Origin of the sequence: Pararhodobacter sp. SW119 (genome assembly GCF_017811755.1) — a bacterium.
GTDB lineage: Bacteria > Pseudomonadota > Alphaproteobacteria > Rhodobacterales > Rhodobacteraceae > Pararhodobacter.
Genome location: NZ_JADDJF010000027.1, coordinates 11,870 through 30,263, shown reverse-complemented (window position 1 = coordinate 30,263; position 18,394 = coordinate 11,870). Strand labels below are relative to the sequence as shown.

The 18,394-nt window shown below is 68.3% G+C and carries 19 protein-coding genes; 5 read left to right on the top strand and 14 right to left on the bottom strand.

The features are described from left to right. Position 1 precedes the first annotated feature (1 nt). From IM708_RS14290 to IM708_RS14260, 7 genes are all read right to left on the bottom strand, one after another. Positions 2-1,051 (bottom strand): ABC transporter permease, encoded by a 1,050-nt coding sequence (locus tag IM708_RS14290; RefSeq protein WP_209427252.1) that lies wholly within the window; start codon positions 1,049-1,051, stop codon positions 2-4. After that, positions 1,041-2,591 (bottom strand): ABC transporter ATP-binding protein, encoded by a 1,551-nt coding sequence (locus IM708_RS14285; protein ID WP_209427251.1) that lies wholly within the window; start codon positions 2,589-2,591, stop codon positions 1,041-1,043. The genes IM708_RS14290 and IM708_RS14285 overlap by 11 nt, the downstream gene beginning before the upstream one ends. Further along, positions 2,588-3,625, bottom strand: coding sequence for a BMP family protein (locus tag IM708_RS14280; protein ID WP_209427250.1), 1,038 nt, complete (start codon positions 3,623-3,625; stop codon positions 2,588-2,590). The genes IM708_RS14285 and IM708_RS14280 overlap by 4 nt, the downstream gene beginning before the upstream one ends. A 140-nt stretch (positions 3,626-3,765) precedes the next feature. Continuing rightward, a complete protein-coding gene (gene holA / locus IM708_RS14275) occupies positions 3,766-4,800 on the bottom strand; it encodes a DNA polymerase III subunit delta (RefSeq protein ID WP_209427249.1) in 1,035 nt (344 codons plus the stop codon). Then, complete coding sequence (lptE, locus tag IM708_RS14270; RefSeq protein ID WP_209427248.1) at positions 4,797-5,291, bottom strand: LPS assembly lipoprotein LptE; 495 nt, start codon at positions 5,289-5,291, stop codon at positions 4,797-4,799. Before lptE ends, holA begins: the two co-directional genes overlap by 4 nt. Beyond that, complete coding sequence (gene leuS, locus IM708_RS14265) at positions 5,278-7,923, bottom strand: leucine--tRNA ligase (protein ID WP_209427247.1); 2,646 nt, start codon at positions 7,921-7,923, stop codon at positions 5,278-5,280. The genes lptE and leuS overlap by 14 nt, the downstream gene beginning before the upstream one ends. Positions 7,924-8,026: 103 nt before the next feature. Further along, positions 8,027-8,539 (bottom strand): DUF3576 domain-containing protein, encoded by a 513-nt coding sequence (locus tag IM708_RS14260; protein WP_209427246.1) that lies wholly within the window; start codon positions 8,537-8,539, stop codon positions 8,027-8,029. 271 nt (positions 8,540-8,810) lie between these two features. Between IM708_RS14260 and IM708_RS14255 the strand changes: the two genes are divergently transcribed. The 3 genes from IM708_RS14255 (at position 8,811) to IM708_RS14245 (ending at position 10,896) form a co-directional block, all read left to right on the top strand. Further along, positions 8,811-9,797 carry a porin gene (locus IM708_RS14255; protein WP_209427245.1) on the top strand — a complete coding sequence of 329 codons (987 nt, stop codon included), beginning with the start codon at positions 8,811-8,813 and terminating at the stop codon, positions 9,795-9,797. Between the two features lie 130 nt (positions 9,798-9,927). Beyond that, entirely contained in the window at positions 9,928-10,224 is a 297-nt protein-coding gene (locus tag IM708_RS14250) for a hypothetical protein (protein ID WP_209427244.1), read from the top strand. A gap of 21 nt (positions 10,225-10,245) precedes the next feature. Then, positions 10,246-10,896, top strand: a complete 651-nt coding sequence (locus tag IM708_RS14245) for a YggS family pyridoxal phosphate-dependent enzyme (RefSeq protein ID WP_209427243.1) — start codon at positions 10,246-10,248, stop codon at positions 10,894-10,896. Between the two features lie 137 nt (positions 10,897-11,033). Here IM708_RS14245 and IM708_RS14240 read toward each other — a convergent pair whose 3' ends face one another. The 4 genes from IM708_RS14240 to IM708_RS14225 all read right to left on the bottom strand — a co-directional run bounded on the left by IM708_RS14240 (position 11,034) and on the right by IM708_RS14225 (position 14,407). Next, positions 11,034-12,515, bottom strand: coding sequence for an inorganic phosphate transporter (locus tag IM708_RS14240; protein WP_209427242.1), 1,482 nt, complete (start codon positions 12,513-12,515; stop codon positions 11,034-11,036). Between the two features lie 96 nt (positions 12,516-12,611). Continuing rightward, positions 12,612-13,067, bottom strand: a complete 456-nt coding sequence (locus tag IM708_RS14235) for an NUDIX hydrolase (protein ID WP_209427241.1) — start codon at positions 13,065-13,067, stop codon at positions 12,612-12,614. Positions 13,068-13,110: 43 nt separating this feature from the next. Beyond that, positions 13,111-13,536 carry an alternative ribosome rescue aminoacyl-tRNA hydrolase ArfB gene (arfB, locus tag IM708_RS14230; RefSeq protein ID WP_209427240.1) on the bottom strand — a complete coding sequence of 142 codons (426 nt, stop codon included), beginning with the start codon at positions 13,534-13,536 and terminating at the stop codon, positions 13,111-13,113. Positions 13,537-13,783: 247 nt separating this feature from the next. Further along, on the bottom strand, positions 13,784-14,407 hold the full coding sequence (locus IM708_RS14225) for a queuosine precursor transporter (protein ID WP_209427239.1): 624 nt from the start codon (positions 14,405-14,407) through the stop codon (positions 13,784-13,786). Between the two features lie 161 nt (positions 14,408-14,568). Here IM708_RS14225 and IM708_RS14220 point away from each other — a divergent pair, with 161 nt between their 5' ends. Next, entirely contained in the window at positions 14,569-14,886 is a 318-nt protein-coding gene (locus tag IM708_RS14220; protein ID WP_209427238.1) for a putative quinol monooxygenase, read from the top strand. A gap of 25 nt (positions 14,887-14,911) precedes the next feature. Here IM708_RS14220 and IM708_RS14215 read toward each other — a convergent pair whose 3' ends face one another. The 3 genes from IM708_RS14215 to IM708_RS14205 form a co-directional block, all read right to left on the bottom strand. Beyond that, a complete protein-coding gene (locus IM708_RS14215; protein WP_209427237.1) occupies positions 14,912-15,232 on the bottom strand; it encodes a multidrug efflux SMR transporter in 321 nt (106 codons plus the stop codon). Positions 15,233-15,494: 262 nt separating this feature from the next. Further along, positions 15,495-16,388 carry a penicillin-insensitive murein endopeptidase gene (gene mepA, locus IM708_RS14210; protein ID WP_209427236.1) on the bottom strand — a complete coding sequence of 298 codons (894 nt, stop codon included), beginning with the start codon at positions 16,386-16,388 and terminating at the stop codon, positions 15,495-15,497. Continuing rightward, a complete protein-coding gene (locus IM708_RS14205; RefSeq protein WP_209427235.1) occupies positions 16,355-17,734 on the bottom strand; it encodes an MFS transporter in 1,380 nt (459 codons plus the stop codon). Before IM708_RS14205 ends, mepA begins: the two co-directional genes overlap by 34 nt. Before the next feature lie 131 nt (positions 17,735-17,865). On the opposite strand from IM708_RS14205, the gene IM708_RS14200 reads away from it, so the two are divergent. Next, positions 17,866-18,375, top strand: coding sequence for a DUF1643 domain-containing protein (locus tag IM708_RS14200; RefSeq protein ID WP_209427234.1), 510 nt, complete (start codon positions 17,866-17,868; stop codon positions 18,373-18,375). Positions 18,376-18,394: the final 19 nt, after the last annotated feature.

The window sequence follows — 18,394 nt, the reverse complement described above, 5'->3', positions numbered from 1 at the left end:
CTCAGCCCCACTTCACGCGGAAACGCGACAGTTGGATCGCCAGCACCATGGTCAGCAGCGCGGTGGCCAGCATGATGTTGGCGATGTAGGTGGGCACGCCGGCCGCCCGGCTCATGCTGTCGGCGCCGACGAAGACCCCGGCGACGAAGATCGCGGTGACGACGACGCCCAGCGGGTTGAGCAGCGCCAGCATGGCGACGATGATGCCGGTGTAGCCGAAGCCGGGGCTGATATCGAGCGTGAGGTTGCCCTTCAGCCCCGCCACCTCGGAAAAGCCCGCGAGCGCCGCCAGCCCGCCCGACAGCAGCGCCGTCTTCAGGATCACGCGGCCGACGGGGATGCCGGCGAACTCGGCCGCCTGGCGGTTCAGCCCGACCGCGCGCATCTCGTAGCCCAGCGTCGTGCGGGTCTGGATCACCCACACGATCACCGCCGCGATCAGCCCCAGCGCGAAACCCCAGTGCAGCCGCAACCCCTCGACCAGGCGCGGCAGGCGCGCTTCGGGCACCAGGCGCGGCGATTGCGGCCAGCCCATGCCCATCGGGTCCTTCAAGGGACCTTCGAGCAGCATCGACACGAAAAGCAGCACGACGAAGTTGAAGAGAAGCGTCGTCACCACCTCATCGACCCCGAATCGCACCTTCAGCACCGCGGGGCCCAGCAGCACCAGGGCGCCCGCCAGCATCGCCGCCCCGGCCATCGCCGGCAACAGCAGCCCCGCGGGCCAGGCAAGCGCGCCGGTGCCCAGCAGCGCCACCATCACCGCGCCCGCGTACAGCTGCGCCTCGGCCCCGATGTTCCACAGCCGGGCGCGAAACGCGACGGCGACGGCAAGGCCGGTGAAGATCAGGGGCGTCGCGCGATTGAGCGTCTCAAGCGCCGCGAATTGCGAGCCTGCGGCGCCGCGCAGGATCAGCCCCAGCGTGGCGAACGGGTCGGCGCCCGCGACCATCGCGAGGCCCGATCCGATCAGCACCGTTACCGCCAAGGCCACGGCGGGAAAGCCCAGAAGCCGCGCCAGCGACGGATTGGCGACCGGCTCAAGCCGCATGGGCGCCGTCCGCGAAGCCGCCGCCCGCCATCCATTCGCCCAGTTCCGCCGCCGACTTCTCGGCACGCGCGAAGACGGGCGACAGCCGCCCCTCGTAGATCACGTGGATCACGTCCGACAGCGCCATGACCTCGTCCAGATCCTCGGAAATCAGCAGGATCGCGGCACCCCGCGCGCGCGCCTCCAGAAGCTGGCCATGCACGAAGGCGATGGCCCCGATGTCGAGCCCGCGCACCGGCTGGTTGGCCAGGATCACCCGCGGCGCGCCTTCCAGCGCGCGGCCGAGGATCAGTTTCTGCATGTTGCCGCCGGACAGCAGCCGGATGCGCGTCTCAGGCCCCGGGCAGCGGACGTCGTAGCGGGCGATCAGGCGGGCGGCGAAATCGCGCGCGGCGCGCCAGTCCATCCAGCCGCGGCGGCTGAAGGGCGCGCGCGCATAGCTTTCCAGGATCGCGTTCTCGGTCAGTGTGAAATCGGCGATGGTGCCGGTGGCGTGACGATCCTCGGGGATGCGGGCGATGCCGGCGCGCATGGCCGCGCGCGGCGACCAGCGGCGTGGCGCGGCCCCGGCAAGCCGCATTTCCCCCGCGATCGGCGCTTCCAGTCCGGCAAGCAGGCTTGCCAGCGCCCCCTGCCCGTTGCCAGAAACGCCGGCCAGTCCCACGATCTGGCCCGCGCGCAGTTCCAGATCGGCGCCCTTCAGCCCCGGCGCGCTGCCGCGGTCGGCTGTCGACACCGCCGCGAGCGTCAGCAGCGCCACACCGGGGGCGCTGTCGCGCCGTTCCGGCGCGCGCACCTCCGCGCCGACCATCATGCCGGCGAGTTGCGCGCGGTCGGTCCTTGCGGTTTCGACCTCGCCCACCAGTCGGCCGTGGCGCAGCACGACGACGCGATTCGAGATCGCCAGAACCTCGTGCAGCTTGTGGCTGATGAAGACGACCGACAGCCCCTTGGCGACCATCTTGCGCAGGGTTGCGAACAGGTCTTCCGTCTCCTGCGGGGTCAGCACGGCGGTGGGTTCGTCCAGGATCAGGATGCGCGCGTCGCGGTAGAGCGCCTTGAGGATCTCGACGCGCTGCTTCTCGCCGACGCTCAGGTTGCCGACACGGTGTTCGGGCACCACCGCCAGGCCGAAATCGCGCGCCAGTTGCACCACCCGCGCCCGCGCCGCCGCCCGCCCCAGCCCCGGCGCCCAGAGGGGCCGGGTTCCCAGCAGGATGTTGTCCAGAACCGACAGGTTTTCGGCCAGCGTGAAATGCTGGTGCACCATCCCCACGCCGGCATCGAGCGCGGCGCGCGGATTGCCCGGCGGCAAGGCCTCGCCAAAGACCTCGATCCGCCCCGCATCGGCAGCATAGTGGCCGAAGAGGATATGCATCAGCGTGGTCTTGCCCGCGCCATTCTCGCCCAGCAGCGCCACGACTTCGCCGCGCTTCAGGGCCAGCGAAACCGAGTCGTTGGCCAGCACCTGGCCGAACCGCTTGGTGATCCCGTCGAGGCGCAGGACCGTGGCCTGCGCCCCTTCCTGCGCCTCCGTCACGACGAGCGGGGCTCCTCGTCGTTGATGTTCACCGTGAACTCGCCGGCCAGGATCGCCGCCTCGCGCTCGGCGACGAGGGCCATGACCTCCTCGGGAACGCGCCCTTCGAACGTGCCCAGCGGGGCCATCGAACAGCCGCCATACTCCATGTGCGAGTAGATCCCGTAGTCGGCGGCGGCGAAGTCCCCCTCGCGGACGCGGGCCAGTGCCGCCTCCAGCGTCGGTTCGAAATGCCACAAAGCCGAGGTGATGACCGTGTCGGGATATTCGGGCTGGGTGTCGATCACGTTGCCGATCGCCAGCACATCGCGCTCCTGCGCCGCGTCCGACACGCCGAATCGTTCGGCATACATCAGGTCGGCACCCGCCTCGATCATGCCAAACGCGGTCTCCTTGGCGCGCGGTGGGTCGAACCATGACCCGATGAAGGCGACCTGGAAGCGGATGTCGGGGTTGATCTCGCGCGCGCCGTCCATGAAGGCGTGCATCAGCCGGTTGACCTCGGGGATCGGGAAGCCGCCGACCATGCCGATATTGGCGCTTTCGGTCATCGCGCCCGCGACCAGCCCGGTCAGGTAGGCCGCGTCCTGGATGTAGTTGTCGAAGACCGCGAAATTGCCCAGCGACGGGTCTTCCTTGAAGCTCGACCCCATCAGGAAGGCGACGCCGGGATAGTCGGCGGCAACCTCGCGCGATTCCTGCTCGACGCCGAAAACCTCGCCGACGACCAGGTCCACGCCCGATTCGGCGTATTCGCGCATGACGCGCGCGTAATCGGTGTTCGACACATTCTCGGTGAAGGTGTAGGCGATCTCGCCCCGTGCTACGGCGGCCTCGGCGGCGAGGTGGATGCGGCTGACCCACTGCTGCTCGACCGGCACGGTGTAGATGCCGGCGACCCGCAGGGGCGTCTGCGCCAGCAAGCGACCCGGCGCGGTGCCCAGCCCGGTCAGCGCCGCGGCCCCGGCCGAGGCGACGAGCAATCTGCGGCGGGTGATCAGCGTGCCGGGCAGGCGGTAAAGAGATCTGGTCATTCGAGGTTCCCTTTGCTCTACGGGGTGGCGCGGCGAAACGCGGTCCCGAATTTTGATCCGACGGTCAAAGTCATGCACGATTCGACATGCGCGCCAAGCGTTTTCTCGGGGGCGCGCGGCCCCGCGCACCGAACGCTGCATCACGCATCGATCCGCCGCGCGCCGATCATGCTGAGCCGTATCAGCGTGCGCTGCAGGACCGCCGCCAGCGGCGCCCGGCTGGAGGAACGCAGCGTGAGGTCAGTCTCGACCAGCTGGGACAGCGCCTCCTCGACCTGGGCCAGGGACCAGCGCTGCGCCTGGCGCAGAAGCCGGTTCCGGCGCGGCCCGTAGACCGGCGGGCGCATCCGTTCCACCGCCTGCGCCGGGCCGCGCGGATCGGCCAGCAGCCCGTGCAGCAGGCGGAAATGCCGGATCGCCCCGATGCACAGCGCGACCGGCGCGACACCCTGCGCCGCCAGCCGCGCCATCAGCGGCGCCACCTCGGCTGCGCGCCCCTCGGACACGGCATTGAGCACGTCATCGACATCGGCCTCGCCGCCCATCGGGGCCAGCGCGGCGATCTCCACCGGCGTCAGGGGCGCCGGATCGCCCAGCTTGTAGAGCGCGATCCGCTGCAGCGTCTGGCGGAAATCCCCCGGCTCGATGGTCTGCGCCAGCGCGCTCAGATCGCGCATCGCGTCGCTTGGGATGTCGCCCAGCCCTTCGGCCTGCAGCATGGCGGAAATCTCGGCCTGACCCGGCGGGTCGTCATAGACCGCCAGCGCGAAAGCGCGCTTGTCCCCCTCGAACAGCTTGCGCAATTTCGAGGATGCGGGAAGAACGCCCCCGGTGACCACCAGCATCGCGTCGCCCGGCGCCCAGTCGGCCAGCGCCGGGGCCAGGGCCGGGGCGGCGGCGTCGGCGGCCTCCTCGATCAGCACGGCGCGCGGGCCTGCGAAGAACCCCTGCGCCTTGACCGCGTCCAGCGCCGCCGCCGGGTCCTTGCGCAGATCGGCGGCGGGAAAGCGCGCCAGCCGCATCTCGGCCTCGCCCGCGGGTCCGATCAGCGCGCGGATCAGGGTCTGCCGACGCTCGGCCACGCGCATCGGATCGGCGCCCCAGATCAGCAGCCCCGGCACGCGCGGGTCCGGGCGGGCCAGAAAGCCCGGCGCGTCACGCGGGGCGAGTTTCATGCGCGCCTGAGGCCCGGCTCGGTCATCAGGCGGGTGACCAACCCGTCGACCAGCATCCGCATCAGCCGCAGTTCGGCATCCTCGGCCGCGGTCAACGTGGTCAACTGGTTGCTGGTCGTGGAATAGGCGCTGTCGGCCACGATCCGTCCGCTCGCCACCTGCGCGCCGGTCGCGGCGTCGGTCAGCACGAAATCCAGGGTGCCGCTCAACTGGATGCGGGTTGGGCCCAGGCTGCGGACCACCCCGGTCTCCAGCTCGCTCTGACCGATCCGATAGGAAAGCGCGTAGCCTGCCCGGACCGGCCGGCCCAGGCGTTCCTCCAGCGCGGCGACGAACTGGTAATCGGCGCGGCTGACCGGATCGTCGGCGCGCACCGCACCCATCAGCGCGCGGCCCGCCCCGCCCGGGCCGTAGACCGGCGTGAACCGGCAGCCGGTCAGCGCGAAGGCCGCCAGTCCGGCCAGGAACGCCCGCCTGTCAGAGCACCACATTCACGATCCGTCCCGGCACGACGATCACCTTCTTCGGCGCGGCCCCGGCGAGGAACCGCAACACAGCATCGTCGGCCAGCGCGATCTTTTCAACATCTTCCTTGGTGGCATCCGCGGCGACCGTGATCTCGGCTCGGCGCTTGCCGTTGATCTGGATGGGCAGCGTCACGGTGTCGGACACCAGCATCGCCGGGTCGGCGACCGGCCAAGACGCCTCGGTCACCAGGCCTTCGCCGCCCTGCATCGCCCAGACCTCCTCGGCCAGGTGCGGGACCATCGGCGCCATCAACTGCGCAAGCGTGCGGACGGCCCGTCGCATCACCGGGCCCGAGGCGTCGGCCTTCGAAAGCACGTTGGTGAAGGTATAGAGCGCGGCGATCGACTTGTTGAAGGCGAAGCTTTCGATCGTGCGGCTGACCTCGTCGATCGCACGGTGCATGGCGCGCAGCAGATCCGCGTCGCCGGGCGCGGCGCCGGCTTCGGGCATCGCGGCGATGCGCTCGCTCAGCGCCCAGACGCGGGCGAGGTGCTTGTGCGTCGCCTCGGCCCCGGCGCTGGTCCATTCCACGTCGCGCTCGGGCGGGCTGTCGGACAGGACGAACCAGCGCGCGGTGTCCGCACCGAATCGCGCGATGATGTCGACCGGATCGACGACGTTCTTCTTCGATTTCGACATCTTGGCTGAGGGGACAATTTCGGCGGTCCCAATTCCTAAGGCCAGCGTGTTGTCTATGCGATCTTCGAGCGTTTCACCGTTAGAAACCAGCTGCGCCTTCAGAACTGCGACCCGCTTCCCATCAACCATTGTGTGCAGGATAACATCTTCAGGCAGATGATAGACTGGTCGCTCACGGTCATCCCAAGACATGTAGATCTCGTGCGTGACCATGCCTTGCGTGAACAGCGCGTCGAACGGCTCGATCGCCTTCGCCGGCAGGTGGCCGGTGCGGTGCATCGCGCGCGCGAAGAAGCGGGAATACAAGAGGTGCAGGATCGCATGCTCGACCCCGCCGATATACTGGTCGACGTTCATCCAGTAGGCGACATCCTCGGCCACGGTTGGCGTTTCGGCGCGCGGTGCGGTGAAGCGGGCGAAGTACCAGCTTGAATCGACGAAGGTGTCCATCGTGTCGGTCTCGCGCCGCGCCTTGCCGCCACAGCGCGGGCAGGCGCAGTCGCGCCAGGTCGGGTGCCGGTCCAGCGGGTTGCCGGGCTGGTCGAAACTGACGTCCTTGGGCAGTTCGACCGGCAGGTTTTCCTTCTTCTCGGGCACCACGCCGCAGGCGTCGCAATGCACCACCGGGATCGGGCAGCCCCAGTAGCGCTGGCGCGACAGCCCCCAGTCGCGCAGGCGGAACTTCGTCACCCCCTGCCCCACGCCGCGCGACTGGCAGAAGTCGATGGCGGCCTCGACCGCCTCCTCGCCGGTCTGAACCTCCTCGCCGGCGAAGCCGCGCACGTATTGCACCCGCTCGCTCTTCGGCGGCACATAGGCCTCGGCCAGGGCTGCGTCCTCCTCGCCCTCGGGGACGAAGACGGCGGGGATCGGCAGGTCGTATTTCGTGGCGAAGTCGAAGTCGCGCTGGTCATGCGCCGGGCAGCCGAAGATGGCGCCGGTGCCGTAGTCCATCAGGATGAAATTCGCGATGTAGACCGGCAGTTCCCAGGCGGTGTCGAACGGGTGGCGGACGGTGATGCCGGTGTCGAAGCCGCGCTTCTCGGCCTTCTCCAGCGCCTCCTCGGTCGTGCCGATCCGCCGGCACTCGGCGTTGAAGGCGGCGATGCCGGTGTCATGGCGCTCCAGATGCTTCGCCAGCGGGTGGTCGGGCGACACGGCCACGAACGACGCCCCCATCAGCGTGTCGGGCCGCGTCGTGTAGACCTCGATGCGCTCGAACCCCTCGGGCGCGTCCACGGTCGAGAAGGAAAACTGCAGCCCGCGCGACCGGCCGATCCAGTTCTTCTGCATCAGCCGCACCTTCTCGGGCCAGTTCTCCAGCCCGTCGATGGCCGCCAGCAACTCCTCCGAAAACTCCGAGATGCGGAAGAACCACTGCGTCAGCTCCCGCCTTTCCACCTCGGCGCCCGACCGCCAGCCCTTGCCGTCGATCACCTGCTCGTTGGCCAGCACGGTCATGTCCACCGGGTCCCAGTTGACCACCGCCGCCTTGCGATAGACCAGCCCCGCCTCCAGGAAATCCAGGAACATCGCCTGCTGCTGGCCGTAGTATTCCGGATCGCAGGTGGCGAATTCGCGGCTCCAGTCGATGGACAGGCCCAGGGGCTTCATCTGCCCCTTCATCACCTTGATGTTGTTGTAGGTCCACTCCGCCGGATGCCCGCCTTCCTGCATCGCCGCGTTCTCGGCCGGCATGCCGAAGGCGTCCCAGCCCATCGGGTGCAGCACCGAATAGCCCTGCGCCTTGCGCGTGCGCGCCACCACGTCGCCCATCGTGTAGTTGCGCACATGCCCCATGTGGATCCGCCCCGACGGATAGGGGAACATCTCCAGCACGTAGTACTTGGGCCGGGCCGGATCGCGCCGCGCGGTGAAGCAGCCGGCGGCCTCCCAGGCCTCCTGCCATTTCGGCTCGGTGATCTGCGGCTGGTAGCGCGCGGTTTCGCCGGTCATCGATCTTCCCCTGACATGAAAACGCCGGGCCAGAACGCGACATTCTGGTGGCCCGGCGTGGTGATAGCTTTGTCAGCGGCGCGGGTCCAGCCCGCGCGTCCGGTCAGAACCGGCGGTCCTGGATGCGCAACTGCCGCGCCCGCGTCAGGATCGCGTTCTCCACCGCGCGCACCGTCTCGGGGCTGGCCGGGCCGGCGCCGGTGACCAGCGCCACGTTCAGCGCGCGCGCGTCCAGCGCGCCGTCGCTGACATGCACCGTCGCCCGGTAGGGCCGCCCGCCGCCCGGCGGCGTGCCGAACCCGGTCACGATCACCCCGGTGAAAGGATCGACCGATTCGACCGGCAGGAAATCCAGAACCTGAAGCGAGGCATTCCACAGGTAGCGGTTGACCGCGACCGCCGTGCCCGGATTCTCGTTCCCGCGGAACAGGTCCCAGATCGTGCCGCCGCCGGCGACGTTCATCCGGGCGCGGCCCAGCTCCTCGGGCGCCTCTTCGGTTTGCTGGCCGCCGCCGCCACCGCCGAACAGGTTGCCGAAGCGAAAGCCCCCGCAGCCCGACAACGCCGCCACCAGCGTCAGCAAGAGTATCAGTCGCCCCGTGCGCGCTATCGTCATGTTATTCGGCCTTTCGCCGCACTGTCCCTCGTATTGCCCCCGTGTCTAGCCGAGCCTCGCGCCCGGAACAAGACATTGCCGCCAGGCTGCCGCCCTTCGCCCGGCGGACGTTCCCGTGCGCCACAGTCGGCGTGGCAAATCTGCACCAATGTCGGACCGAGTCGAAACCGGCGGTGCCTTCAACTTGCAAAAGGGCGGGGTTGGCGGGAAATAGGCACAGACCCAGCTTGCAGACAAGGTGGGCTGCATCCTTAAGTCAACGAGGGAAACCATGAAAAAGATTCTCCTTGCGGCATCCGCCCTGGCGCTGTCCGCTGGCGTCGCCGCCGCTCAAACCGCCGCCCCGGCCTTCACCCCCCGGGTGACCTCGGCGAACGCCGACTGGAGCCTGGGTGGCTACGCCCGCTTCGGTATCGGCTATGTCGAAGACCGGGGCGTGGGTGTCGACGACTGGCAGACCGCCACCCGTCTTCGCCTGCAGTTCCAGATCACCACCACGACCGACGGTGGTGTGACCCTCGGTGCGCGCCAGCGCTTCCAGACCGAAGAAAACGCCGCGAACGCCGGTGGCAACGCCGCGCACTTCTTTGTCGCCTACGAAGGCCTGCGGGTCGCCATGGGCAACATCATCGGCGTCGTCGAAGGCTCGCCGCTGCTCTACATGAACACCCGCAGCGCCGGCACCGGCCTGGAAGGCAACGGCTTCGACAGCCTGGCGGTCAACACGGCCAGCAACGGCGGCCGTTTCGGCTGGACCGCTTACCAGAGCGCCGGCAACGTCCAGCCCTGGGCGACCAACGGCATCGAGGCGAGCTACACCTTCCAGGACGTCACCGTCCGTGCGCACCTGACCGACGACACCTACGCGATCGGCGCCAGCGGCACCTTCCAGGGCTTCACCGCGGTTATCGCCTACGAGAAGTTCGACTCCGGCGTCCGCAACGGTGACGACTACATCTTCGCTGGCGTCGGCTACGATGCCGGCCCCTGGGATGTCGCCCTGACCTATGGGCGGACCGAGATCGCTGCCGTCAAGGCGAACAAGTGGGCCCTGAAGGGTGGCTACGACGTCATGCCCGACACGAACGTCTACGGCTTTGTCGCGCGTGAAAACAACGGCGTCGGCACAAGCTACGGCCTGGGCGCCAGCTACGCGCTCGGCGGCGGCGCGTCGGTCGAGGGTGGCTTCGCCCGGACCCGCGACTTTGCCGGCAACGGCACCAACCGCTTCGACGTCGGTCTCTACTTCGCGTTCTGATACCGAACGAACCAGCACTTCCGGAAAGAGCGGGCCTTGCGCCCGCTCTTTTCTTTTGGGCCGGCCCATTGGCGACCCCGTCCTTCGGTGCTAGCTTTCCGTCGGCATGACCAACCGAAAAGGCCCCTCCATGCGCGCGATCCCTGCCCTTGCCGTTCTTCTGGCGCTTGCCGCGCCGGCCGCCGCACAGCCCACCGTCAAGCACCAACTGGAAGGCCGCTTCGGCGTCGCCTATTCGGACGCCGGCGACGCCCGGACCCGTGCGGTCGCGGGGGCGGAATACACGATGTCGGTGCACCATCCCTTCGACAACGGCTGGGCGCTGGGTCTGGGGATCTCTGTCGACGCCGGCAACTTCGAACGCCGCGGACCGCGCTATCACCCTGATCCGCACCCGGGTCTGCGGTTCTCGGCGCCCGGTTCCTGACCCGCCCGCCGGCGCGCGCCCATGTCCCTTGCCGACATCACCCGCCGCCTGCGCGCGGCCGAAGCCGCCGCCGGCCGCGCCGCCGACTCGGTCACGCTGATCGCCGTCTCCAAGGTCCAGCCGGCGGAGCGCGTCCAGGCGGTTCTGGACGAAGGCCATCGCATCTTCGGCGAAAACCGCGTGCAGGAGGCGCAGTCCCGCTGGCCCGACTTCCAGGCGCGCTATGACGGAATCGCGTTGCACCTGATCGGCCCCCTGCAGACCAACAAGGCCCGCGCCGCGGTCGAGATGTTCCAGGCGATCCACTCGCTCGACCGTCCGAAACTGGCAGGGACACTGGCCCGTCTGGCGCAGGAACGCGGCGCCTCGCCCGACCTCTTCATCCAGATCAACACCGGCGCCGAGCCGCAGAAGGCCGGCATCCTGCCCGAGATTGCCGATGCCTTCATCGCCGAGGTACGCGGGCTGGACCTGCCGCTCATCGGCCTGATGACCATCCCGCCCGTGGACGAAGACCCCGCGCCGGATTTCCGCATGCTGGCGCAGATCGCCGAACGCAACGGCCTCGCCGGCCTCTCGATGGGGATGAGCGACGATTTCGAAACCGCGGTGGCCCTGGGCGCGACCCATATCCGCGTGGGCTCGGCCATTTTCGGCGCGCGAACTGCTTAGCGCATCCTTTCCGCACCGTTCGGAACTGCCATACGCTTGCCATACGCTTGCCAGCCGCTTGCCATACGCCCGCCAGCACCCCGCCGGCGGGGTTCCCGCCCCCGACGCACCCCCGGAAACCGGCGCCGGTCAGGGGGTCAGGCGCTGCCCGTCACCGCCACCAGCAGTAGGAACAGCCCCGCCGACAACGTCGCCGCCGCCGGCACCGTCACCACCCAAGCCGCTAGAATCGTTAGCAAATGCGCCCGCCGGACCACCTTGCGCCGGGTCCGCTCCTCGACCGGCAGCGCCGACAGATCGCGGCTCTCCTTCAGCACCCGCTCATGATACCACTCGCGATAGAACCCCACCCCAAAGATCCCCCCGATCGCAATATGCGTCGAACTCACCGGCAACCCCAACCACGACGCAACAATCACCACCACCGCCGCCGCCAGCGCCACGCAATACGCCCGCATCGCGTTCAGCCGCGTGATCTCGGAGCCGACGATGTTGATCAGCTTCGGGCCGAACAGCACCAGCCCGAACGACAACCCCAGCGCCCCGATGATCATCACCCACAGCGGGATCGCCACCGCCTCGGCCGCGCCCCCCTCCTGAACCGCGTGCACGATCGCCGCCAGCGGCCCCACGGCGTTCGCCACGTCATTGGCCCCATGCGCGAAGGACAACAGCGCCGCCGAGAAGACCAGCGGGATCGCGAACAGCGTCTTCAGGGACTTGTTGCGATTCTCCAGCCCCTCGGACTGGCGCCGGATCACCGGCCGCATCAGCAGTGCCAGCGGCACGCTGACGAGCAGACCGATCAGAAGCGACTGGCCCAGGCTGAAGGAAACGATCCGGGAAATGCCTTTCAGCGCCATGTAGGTGGCAAAGACCCCGCCCATCACCCCGATCAGGATCGGAACCCAGACCCGGGCCGCGGCGATCTTGTCGTCGCGATAGATGATCCGATGGTTGATCACCGCCAGAAACAGCGCGGCCGTGGCCCCCCCCAGCACGGGCGAGATCACCCAGCTCGCCGCGATCGTGCCCATCGTCGGCCAGTTCACGGCGCTGAATCCCACCGCCGCGATTCCCGCGCCCATGACCCCGCCGACGATCGAATGCGTGGTCGAAACCGGCGCGCCGACCCAGGTCGCCAGGTTGATCCACATCGCCCCGGCCAGCAGCGCCGCCATCATCGCCCAGATAAAGTGCTGCGGCGCCGCCACCGCCTCGGGCGCGATGATGCCGCGGCTGACCGTGCGCACCACGTCCCCGCCCGCCAGCAGCGCGCCCGCGGTCTCGCAGATCGCGGCGATGGCCAGCGCGCCGACCAGCGTCACCGCCTTCGACCCCACCGCCGGGCCCATGTTGTTGGCGACATCGTTCGCGCCGATGTTCAGCGCCATGTAGCCGCCGATCACCGCCGCCGCGACCACCACCAGCGTCCCCGGCGCGGCACCCATGAAGATCGCCGCCACCAGCCCGACCAGAACCAGGAACGCCAGCGCCACCCCCGAACCGACCAGCGGGCGGGAGGTGAAGACCAACGCCTGCTCCATCAGGCTGATGCGCCGCAGGTCCTTGTCGAGGGTCTTGATCCCCCGGGCTTCGGGGTCGGCGCGCAGGGTCATCGCACTACGGCTCCTTGGCCGTCATGAAAGTGTCATGTTCGCCGCCGCCTAGCGGATATCGGGCGGGTGATCAATCCATCCGCAGCCCCAGCCCCCTCAAAGCCGGCGCAACAACGCCGCCAGATCCGCCTCGGCGACCAGATCCGCGGCGGCGTCGGGGCGAAACCACTGGCGCTTCCGGCTTTTCTTCTCGGGCCAGTCACGGGCCAGGTCGGCGACGTCGATCCGGAACACCTCGACCCGGCAGGACAGCGGAAGCCCGGTGCGGTGGCGTTTCTGGTAGGTGTAGTAGCCGACGGGAATTTCGTGGACTCGGCCGACGACACCGGCTTCCTCCCAGGCCTCCTGAAGGGCGGCGCCGGCCAGTGTGCGCCCCTTCATGGGCCAGCCCTTCGGCAAGACCCAGCGACCGCTCCCGCGGCTGGTGATCATCAGCACGTCGCGCCCCGCCTTGCTGTCGCGCAGGCAGAGTGCGGCGGCCTGAATATAGTCCGGCCGTCGGAAAACCGGCGCGACCAGGGCGCGCAGCGATTCGAGTGCGGTGGGTTTCATCTCTGCCGTTCTGCCTCGCCAAGGGTTTATTTTTTACCCGTCCTCAGCTGTCCTCGGGCGTGACACTGCCGCGCAGGGCCTTGATCTCGCCGCGCTGGGTTTTCGCCGCCAGGCGACGGCGCTTGCTGCCCAGCGTCGGGCGCGTCGGGATGCGGCGCTTCGGCGGGTTCAGCGCCGCGGTGACAAGCTCCTTCAGCCGCTCGCGCGCGATCTCGCGGTTGCGCACCTGGCTGCGCGTTTCCTCCACCCGCAGCACGATGGCGCCTTCCTGCGTCCAGCGACGCCCGGCAAGGCGGCGCAGGCGCGACTTGACCGCCGGGGGCAGATGCGGGCTTCGCTCGGCCTCGAACCGCAACTCGACCGCCGTCGCCACCTTGTTGACGTTCTGCCCGCCCGGCCCCGAGGACCGCGTGAAGCTTTCGACAAGCTCCCAATCCTGCAGGACGATCGTATCGGAAATGCGCAGCATCCTTGATTCTCCGCCGGAATCGAAAGGGCCGCCCCGGTCTGGGGCGGCCCTCACGAGCTTCAGGAGATGGGATCGGTTAGAACCTGATCCAACCAGAAGTTCCGTTGCCGCGGACTGCCGTCAGCAACCGCCCCCTCCGACTGTCCCGACACCTCTCTCCAATATCACTCTAGACACTGGACCACCTCCTTTCGCTTGGTTGAAACTAAGGACAAGGTGGCACAGATTTTGTGTTTGTCAAAAGGTTTTATGCGACCTGTTGCGTCATTTTTCGCACGATTATGCGAAATGGCATCAACGCGAGCAGCGCGAGGCCCAGTTTGACCATCCAGTCGGCGATCGCCATGCTGATCCAGACGGGCGCGGGCGCGCCCCAACCCAGCAGTGGGACGGCCTCATTGGCCCAGCCGACATCGTTGCCCGGCTCCAGAAAGGTGAAGGCGGCGGCGAAGGCGATGGAGAAGAACAGCACGGTATCGACTGTCGATCCGACCAATGTCGAGGCCAGCGGCGCCTTCCACCAGCGCTGGTCGCGCAGCCGGTCGAAGATGGCGACATCCAGCATCTGCGCCGTCAGGAACGCAAGCCCCGAGGCGATGGCGATGCGCAGCGTGACCAGCGGGCCGAACTCGCCCACGATCTGCGTGCCGATCAACGAACAGGCGACGCCGGTGGCGAAACCCGCCCAGACGACCCGGCGCGCGGCAGCGGGACCGTAGACGCGATTCATCACGTCGTTGACCAGAAAGGCCAGCGGATAGGTCAGCGCGCCCCAGGTCAGGAAATCGCCGAGCAGGAACTGGACAAGGATGTTGGAGGCCACGACGATCGCGGCCATGGCAAGGATGCCGGGCAGGTGGAATCGGGACATGTCGTTTCCGTTTTGACAAGGTGGTCGGAGACTTGGCCACCCGGCGTGCTACCGCGGGGGACACGCCCCTCTAAGCCTGCGCAGAAGGCGATGCAAGTATCTCGTGCGGCGCCCGGGCGACTGTGCCACACTCGCGGCAGGACCATCGAGCGAGGATCCCCATGAGCCAGCAATCCAGCGGCACGGACCGGTCCGGCACCGTGCGAGTGTCGGGCCATTTGCGCTGCGCCTCCCCCCAGGATGCCGATCTGCTCAGGCAGCACCTGCCGGAACATGTTCGCCTGTCGCGCGCCGAACCGGGCTGCCTTGCCTTCGACGTGTCGCCGACGCAGGACTCGCTGGTCTGGCGAGTCGAGGAAACCTTCATCGACCAGGCGGCGTTCGAATTCCACAAGGCCCGGACCCGCGCCTCGGCCTGGTGGCAGGCGACGGCGGGCATCGCGCGCGACATTGCGATCACCGGGATCGATCCGCGCTGACCGGCGGCCGGCGACAGAAATCAGGTCAGGCGCTGGACGAGACCTTCATCAGCACGATCCCGCTGACGATCAGCAGCGCGGCCAGCGCGCGGATCGCGGACAACTCCTCGCCCAGAAGCACGACGCCGACGACGAAAGCCCCGATCGCGCCGATTCCCGTCCAGACCATGTAGGCCGTGCCCAGCGGCAGGCTGCGCATCGAGATCGACAGGAGCGCGAAGCTGCCGACCATGAAACCGATGGTCCCCAGACTCGGCCAGAATCGCGTGAAGCCGAAGGAAAGCTTCATCAGGAAGGCCCAGACGACTTCCAGCAGACCCGCGATGAGAAGAAGGAACCACGCCACGGCAACCCCCGTTTGCAGATCGCCGGGCCGTCCCGGACTTCGCTCCCCGAACAGGCCGAGGACGTGGCCTCGCCCAACGATCTAGGATGAGCGCGTGAAACCCGCAAGGGGTCGACGGGGGCGCGCAGGCCGGTTCGCCAAAAGTTTCGTTTCGGTTAACGGGTCCGGATAATTCAATTATACCATTGGCTTGCAGTGGCGCACAATTTTGTGCACCCCGTCGCGCCGGTCCTGGCGCCACCCCGCCCCGGTTGCTCCAACCCTACGGCCGGCGCACCACGTCCGTGCATTGCTGCGGCAGATCGGCCAGCGTGAACTCGCGCGGATGCCGGCGGCGGGGCGCGGGTTCGGTTCGTTCGGTCCGCGGGGGCGGGTTGAGGAAATCGGTCACCCACCAGGTCAGCGTCTCGTCGCAGCCGTTGCCGCCGTTGGACAACTCGCGCACCGTCGGGGTCTGCGTCTCGCAATAACGCGAGCCTTGCGGGCAGCGCATCCGCACATGGAAATGGAAGTTATGCCCGACCGCGGGACGGATCTTCTGCAGCCAGGGCGTGTCGGCGCGGGTCGCCGTGCGGCACATCTCGATCTTGACGGCGGCGGCGACGAAGATGCGGTCGACGCGCGGATCGCTGGCCGCGGCACGCAGAAGCGCGTGATGCTGTGGTGTCCAGTTCGAATTGATGCGGCGCTGATCGTCGGTGCGGACCGAAATCGAGCTGAGCGACTCCCGCTCCGCCCGGGTCAGGTTCAGCCGCGGCGGTGGCAGCATCCAGACATCCGCATCGAGTCCCATCTGGTGGCTGGCGTGTCCCGAGGTCATCGGCCCCCCTCGCGGTTGGCTGATATCGCCGATATAAAGCCCCCGCCAGCCGATCCGCACCGCCTCGCGGCTGAGGTCCTGCAGATAGGCGATCATCTCGGGGTGGCCCCAGTTGCGGTTGCGCGACAGCCGCATCGCCTGCCAGGTGGGGCCGGTTTCCGGCAGCGCCACCAGTCCGTCGGCACAGCCCCGCGCGTAGGACCCGAAAGCCTGCGAGGGCGCGACGGACGGCAAGGGATGCGCCCCGAACAGCTGGTTGGCCAGATTCTGCGCCTGGCCGGGTCCCGCCGACAACAGCGCGATCAAGACCGCGAGGGTGAGTTTTCCACGTCCCATGCCGATGTATGCTCTCCTTCCGGTTTTACCCACACTAGCAGGATCAACCCGATTGCGAAAAGCCCGATCAGCGGGGAAACCCCCAGCCGCTGGCTCTCGCTCAGCGTGGTCGCCAGCGCGATCAGCCCCGGCGCCATGAAACTGAGCGCCTTGCCCGACAGCGCGAACAGCCCGAAGGCCTCGGTCATGCGTTCGGGGTTGGCTTGCCGGACCATCATCGTGCGCGACGCCGCCTGTAACGCGCCGCCCGACGCGCCGATCAGACCGCCGCACAGGTAGAAGACGACATCGGGCGCGGCTGACCCTGCCGCGACCGGCGCGAACACCACCATCGTGCGGTCGGTCGAGACGATCACGCAACAGACGAGGATCAGGACGAGGATGCAGGTCACGATCACCGGTTTCGGTCCCCATCGTCGATCCGCACGGCCGCCGAACCAGCAGCCGATCGCCCCGATCGTCGCGGCCAGGATGCCGAAGACACCGATCTGGACGATCGACCAGCCCAGCACCCCTGCGGCGTAGATCCCGCCAAACGCGTAGATGCCGTTCAGCCCGTCACGGTAGAAGGTGGACGAGCCGAGATAGGCCAGAAGGCTGGGATGTTTCGGCAGGCGCTTCAGGGTCGTGCCCAGGTCGCGCAAGCCCTGACGCACGGCGCCGGGGTCGACTGGTGCCAGCTGCGGCGGCTCCTTCACCCAAAGGAAGAAGGGGATGACGAAGACCAGATACCAGAGGGCCGTGAAGGGCCCGACGGCGCGTGTGCCCTCGCGCGCGTCGGGGTCGAGGCCAAGGATCGGTTCGATCCCGATCAGCGTGACGCCGCGATCGTTCTCGGCCAGGAACAGCAGCATTATGACCAGCGCGGCCAGCCCGCCGAGATAGCCGAAGGCCCAGCCCGAACCCGAGATGCGGCCGATCTCCTCGCGCGGGGCGAGCGTGGGCAGGATCGCGTTGGTGAAGATGATCCCGTATTCCAGCCCGATCATGCCGATGGCGAAGCAGACGAGGATCCAGAACGCCAGCGCCGGATCTGCCCCCGGCACCGCCCACCACAACGCCGACGCCCCGACGATGTAGAGAAACGACCAGAAGAGGATCCAGGGCCGTTTCGGGCCGGTGTTGTCGGCGATGGCGCCCAGGATCGGGGCGAAGATGGCGATGATGACTCCGGCGGCGAAGTTCATCCAGCCCCACATCGCCTGCCCGGTGACCGGGTCGGGCGCGACCGAGGCGGCGAAGTAGGGCGCGAAGATGAAGGTCAGCAGCAACGTGTTGTAGGGCTGATTGGCCCAGTCGAACCACCACCACCCCCAGATCCGCCGGGTGTTCTGCCCCTCGGCCATGCCTGCCTCCTGCCCGATGCCGCGATGAAGCCCGAAGCCGATCGCACAGGCAAGCCGAAACACCGGGCGCACCGGGATTTCGCCGCGTTGCGGGTCTTTTGTCCGCGTCCGGTTCGGTCTAATCGGGGCGGATGATCACGCGCGCGTACATGAAGGGGGATGCGGCCAGCACGGCGGAATATTCGCCCTGCATGGCCTATCGCTACACGCTGACCCGGGTCTGGAACGCGGCGGAGGGGCGCGCGCTGTTCGTGATGCTCAACCCCTCGACCGCGACCGAGGTGCAGAACGACCCGACGGTCGAGCGGTGCGAGCGGCGGGCGCGGGCGCTGGGGTTCGGGGCGTTCCGGGTGTGCAACATCTTCGGCTTCCGGGCGACGGACCCGCGGGTGATGCGGGCGGCGGCCGACCCGGTGGGGCCCGACAACGACGCGGCGATCGTGGCGAGTGCGGGCTGGGCCGACCGGATCGTCTGCGCCTGGGGCACGCATGGCGCGCATCTGGATCGCGGGCCGGTGGTGGAGCGGCTTTTGCGGGCCACGGGACGGGAGCTTTTTCACCTCGGCCTCAGCAAGGCGGGGCACCCCAAGCACCCGCTTTACATCGGCTACGACCGCCAGCCGGAACACTGGCCGGTCTAGGAAAAGGTGGAAAAGTGCG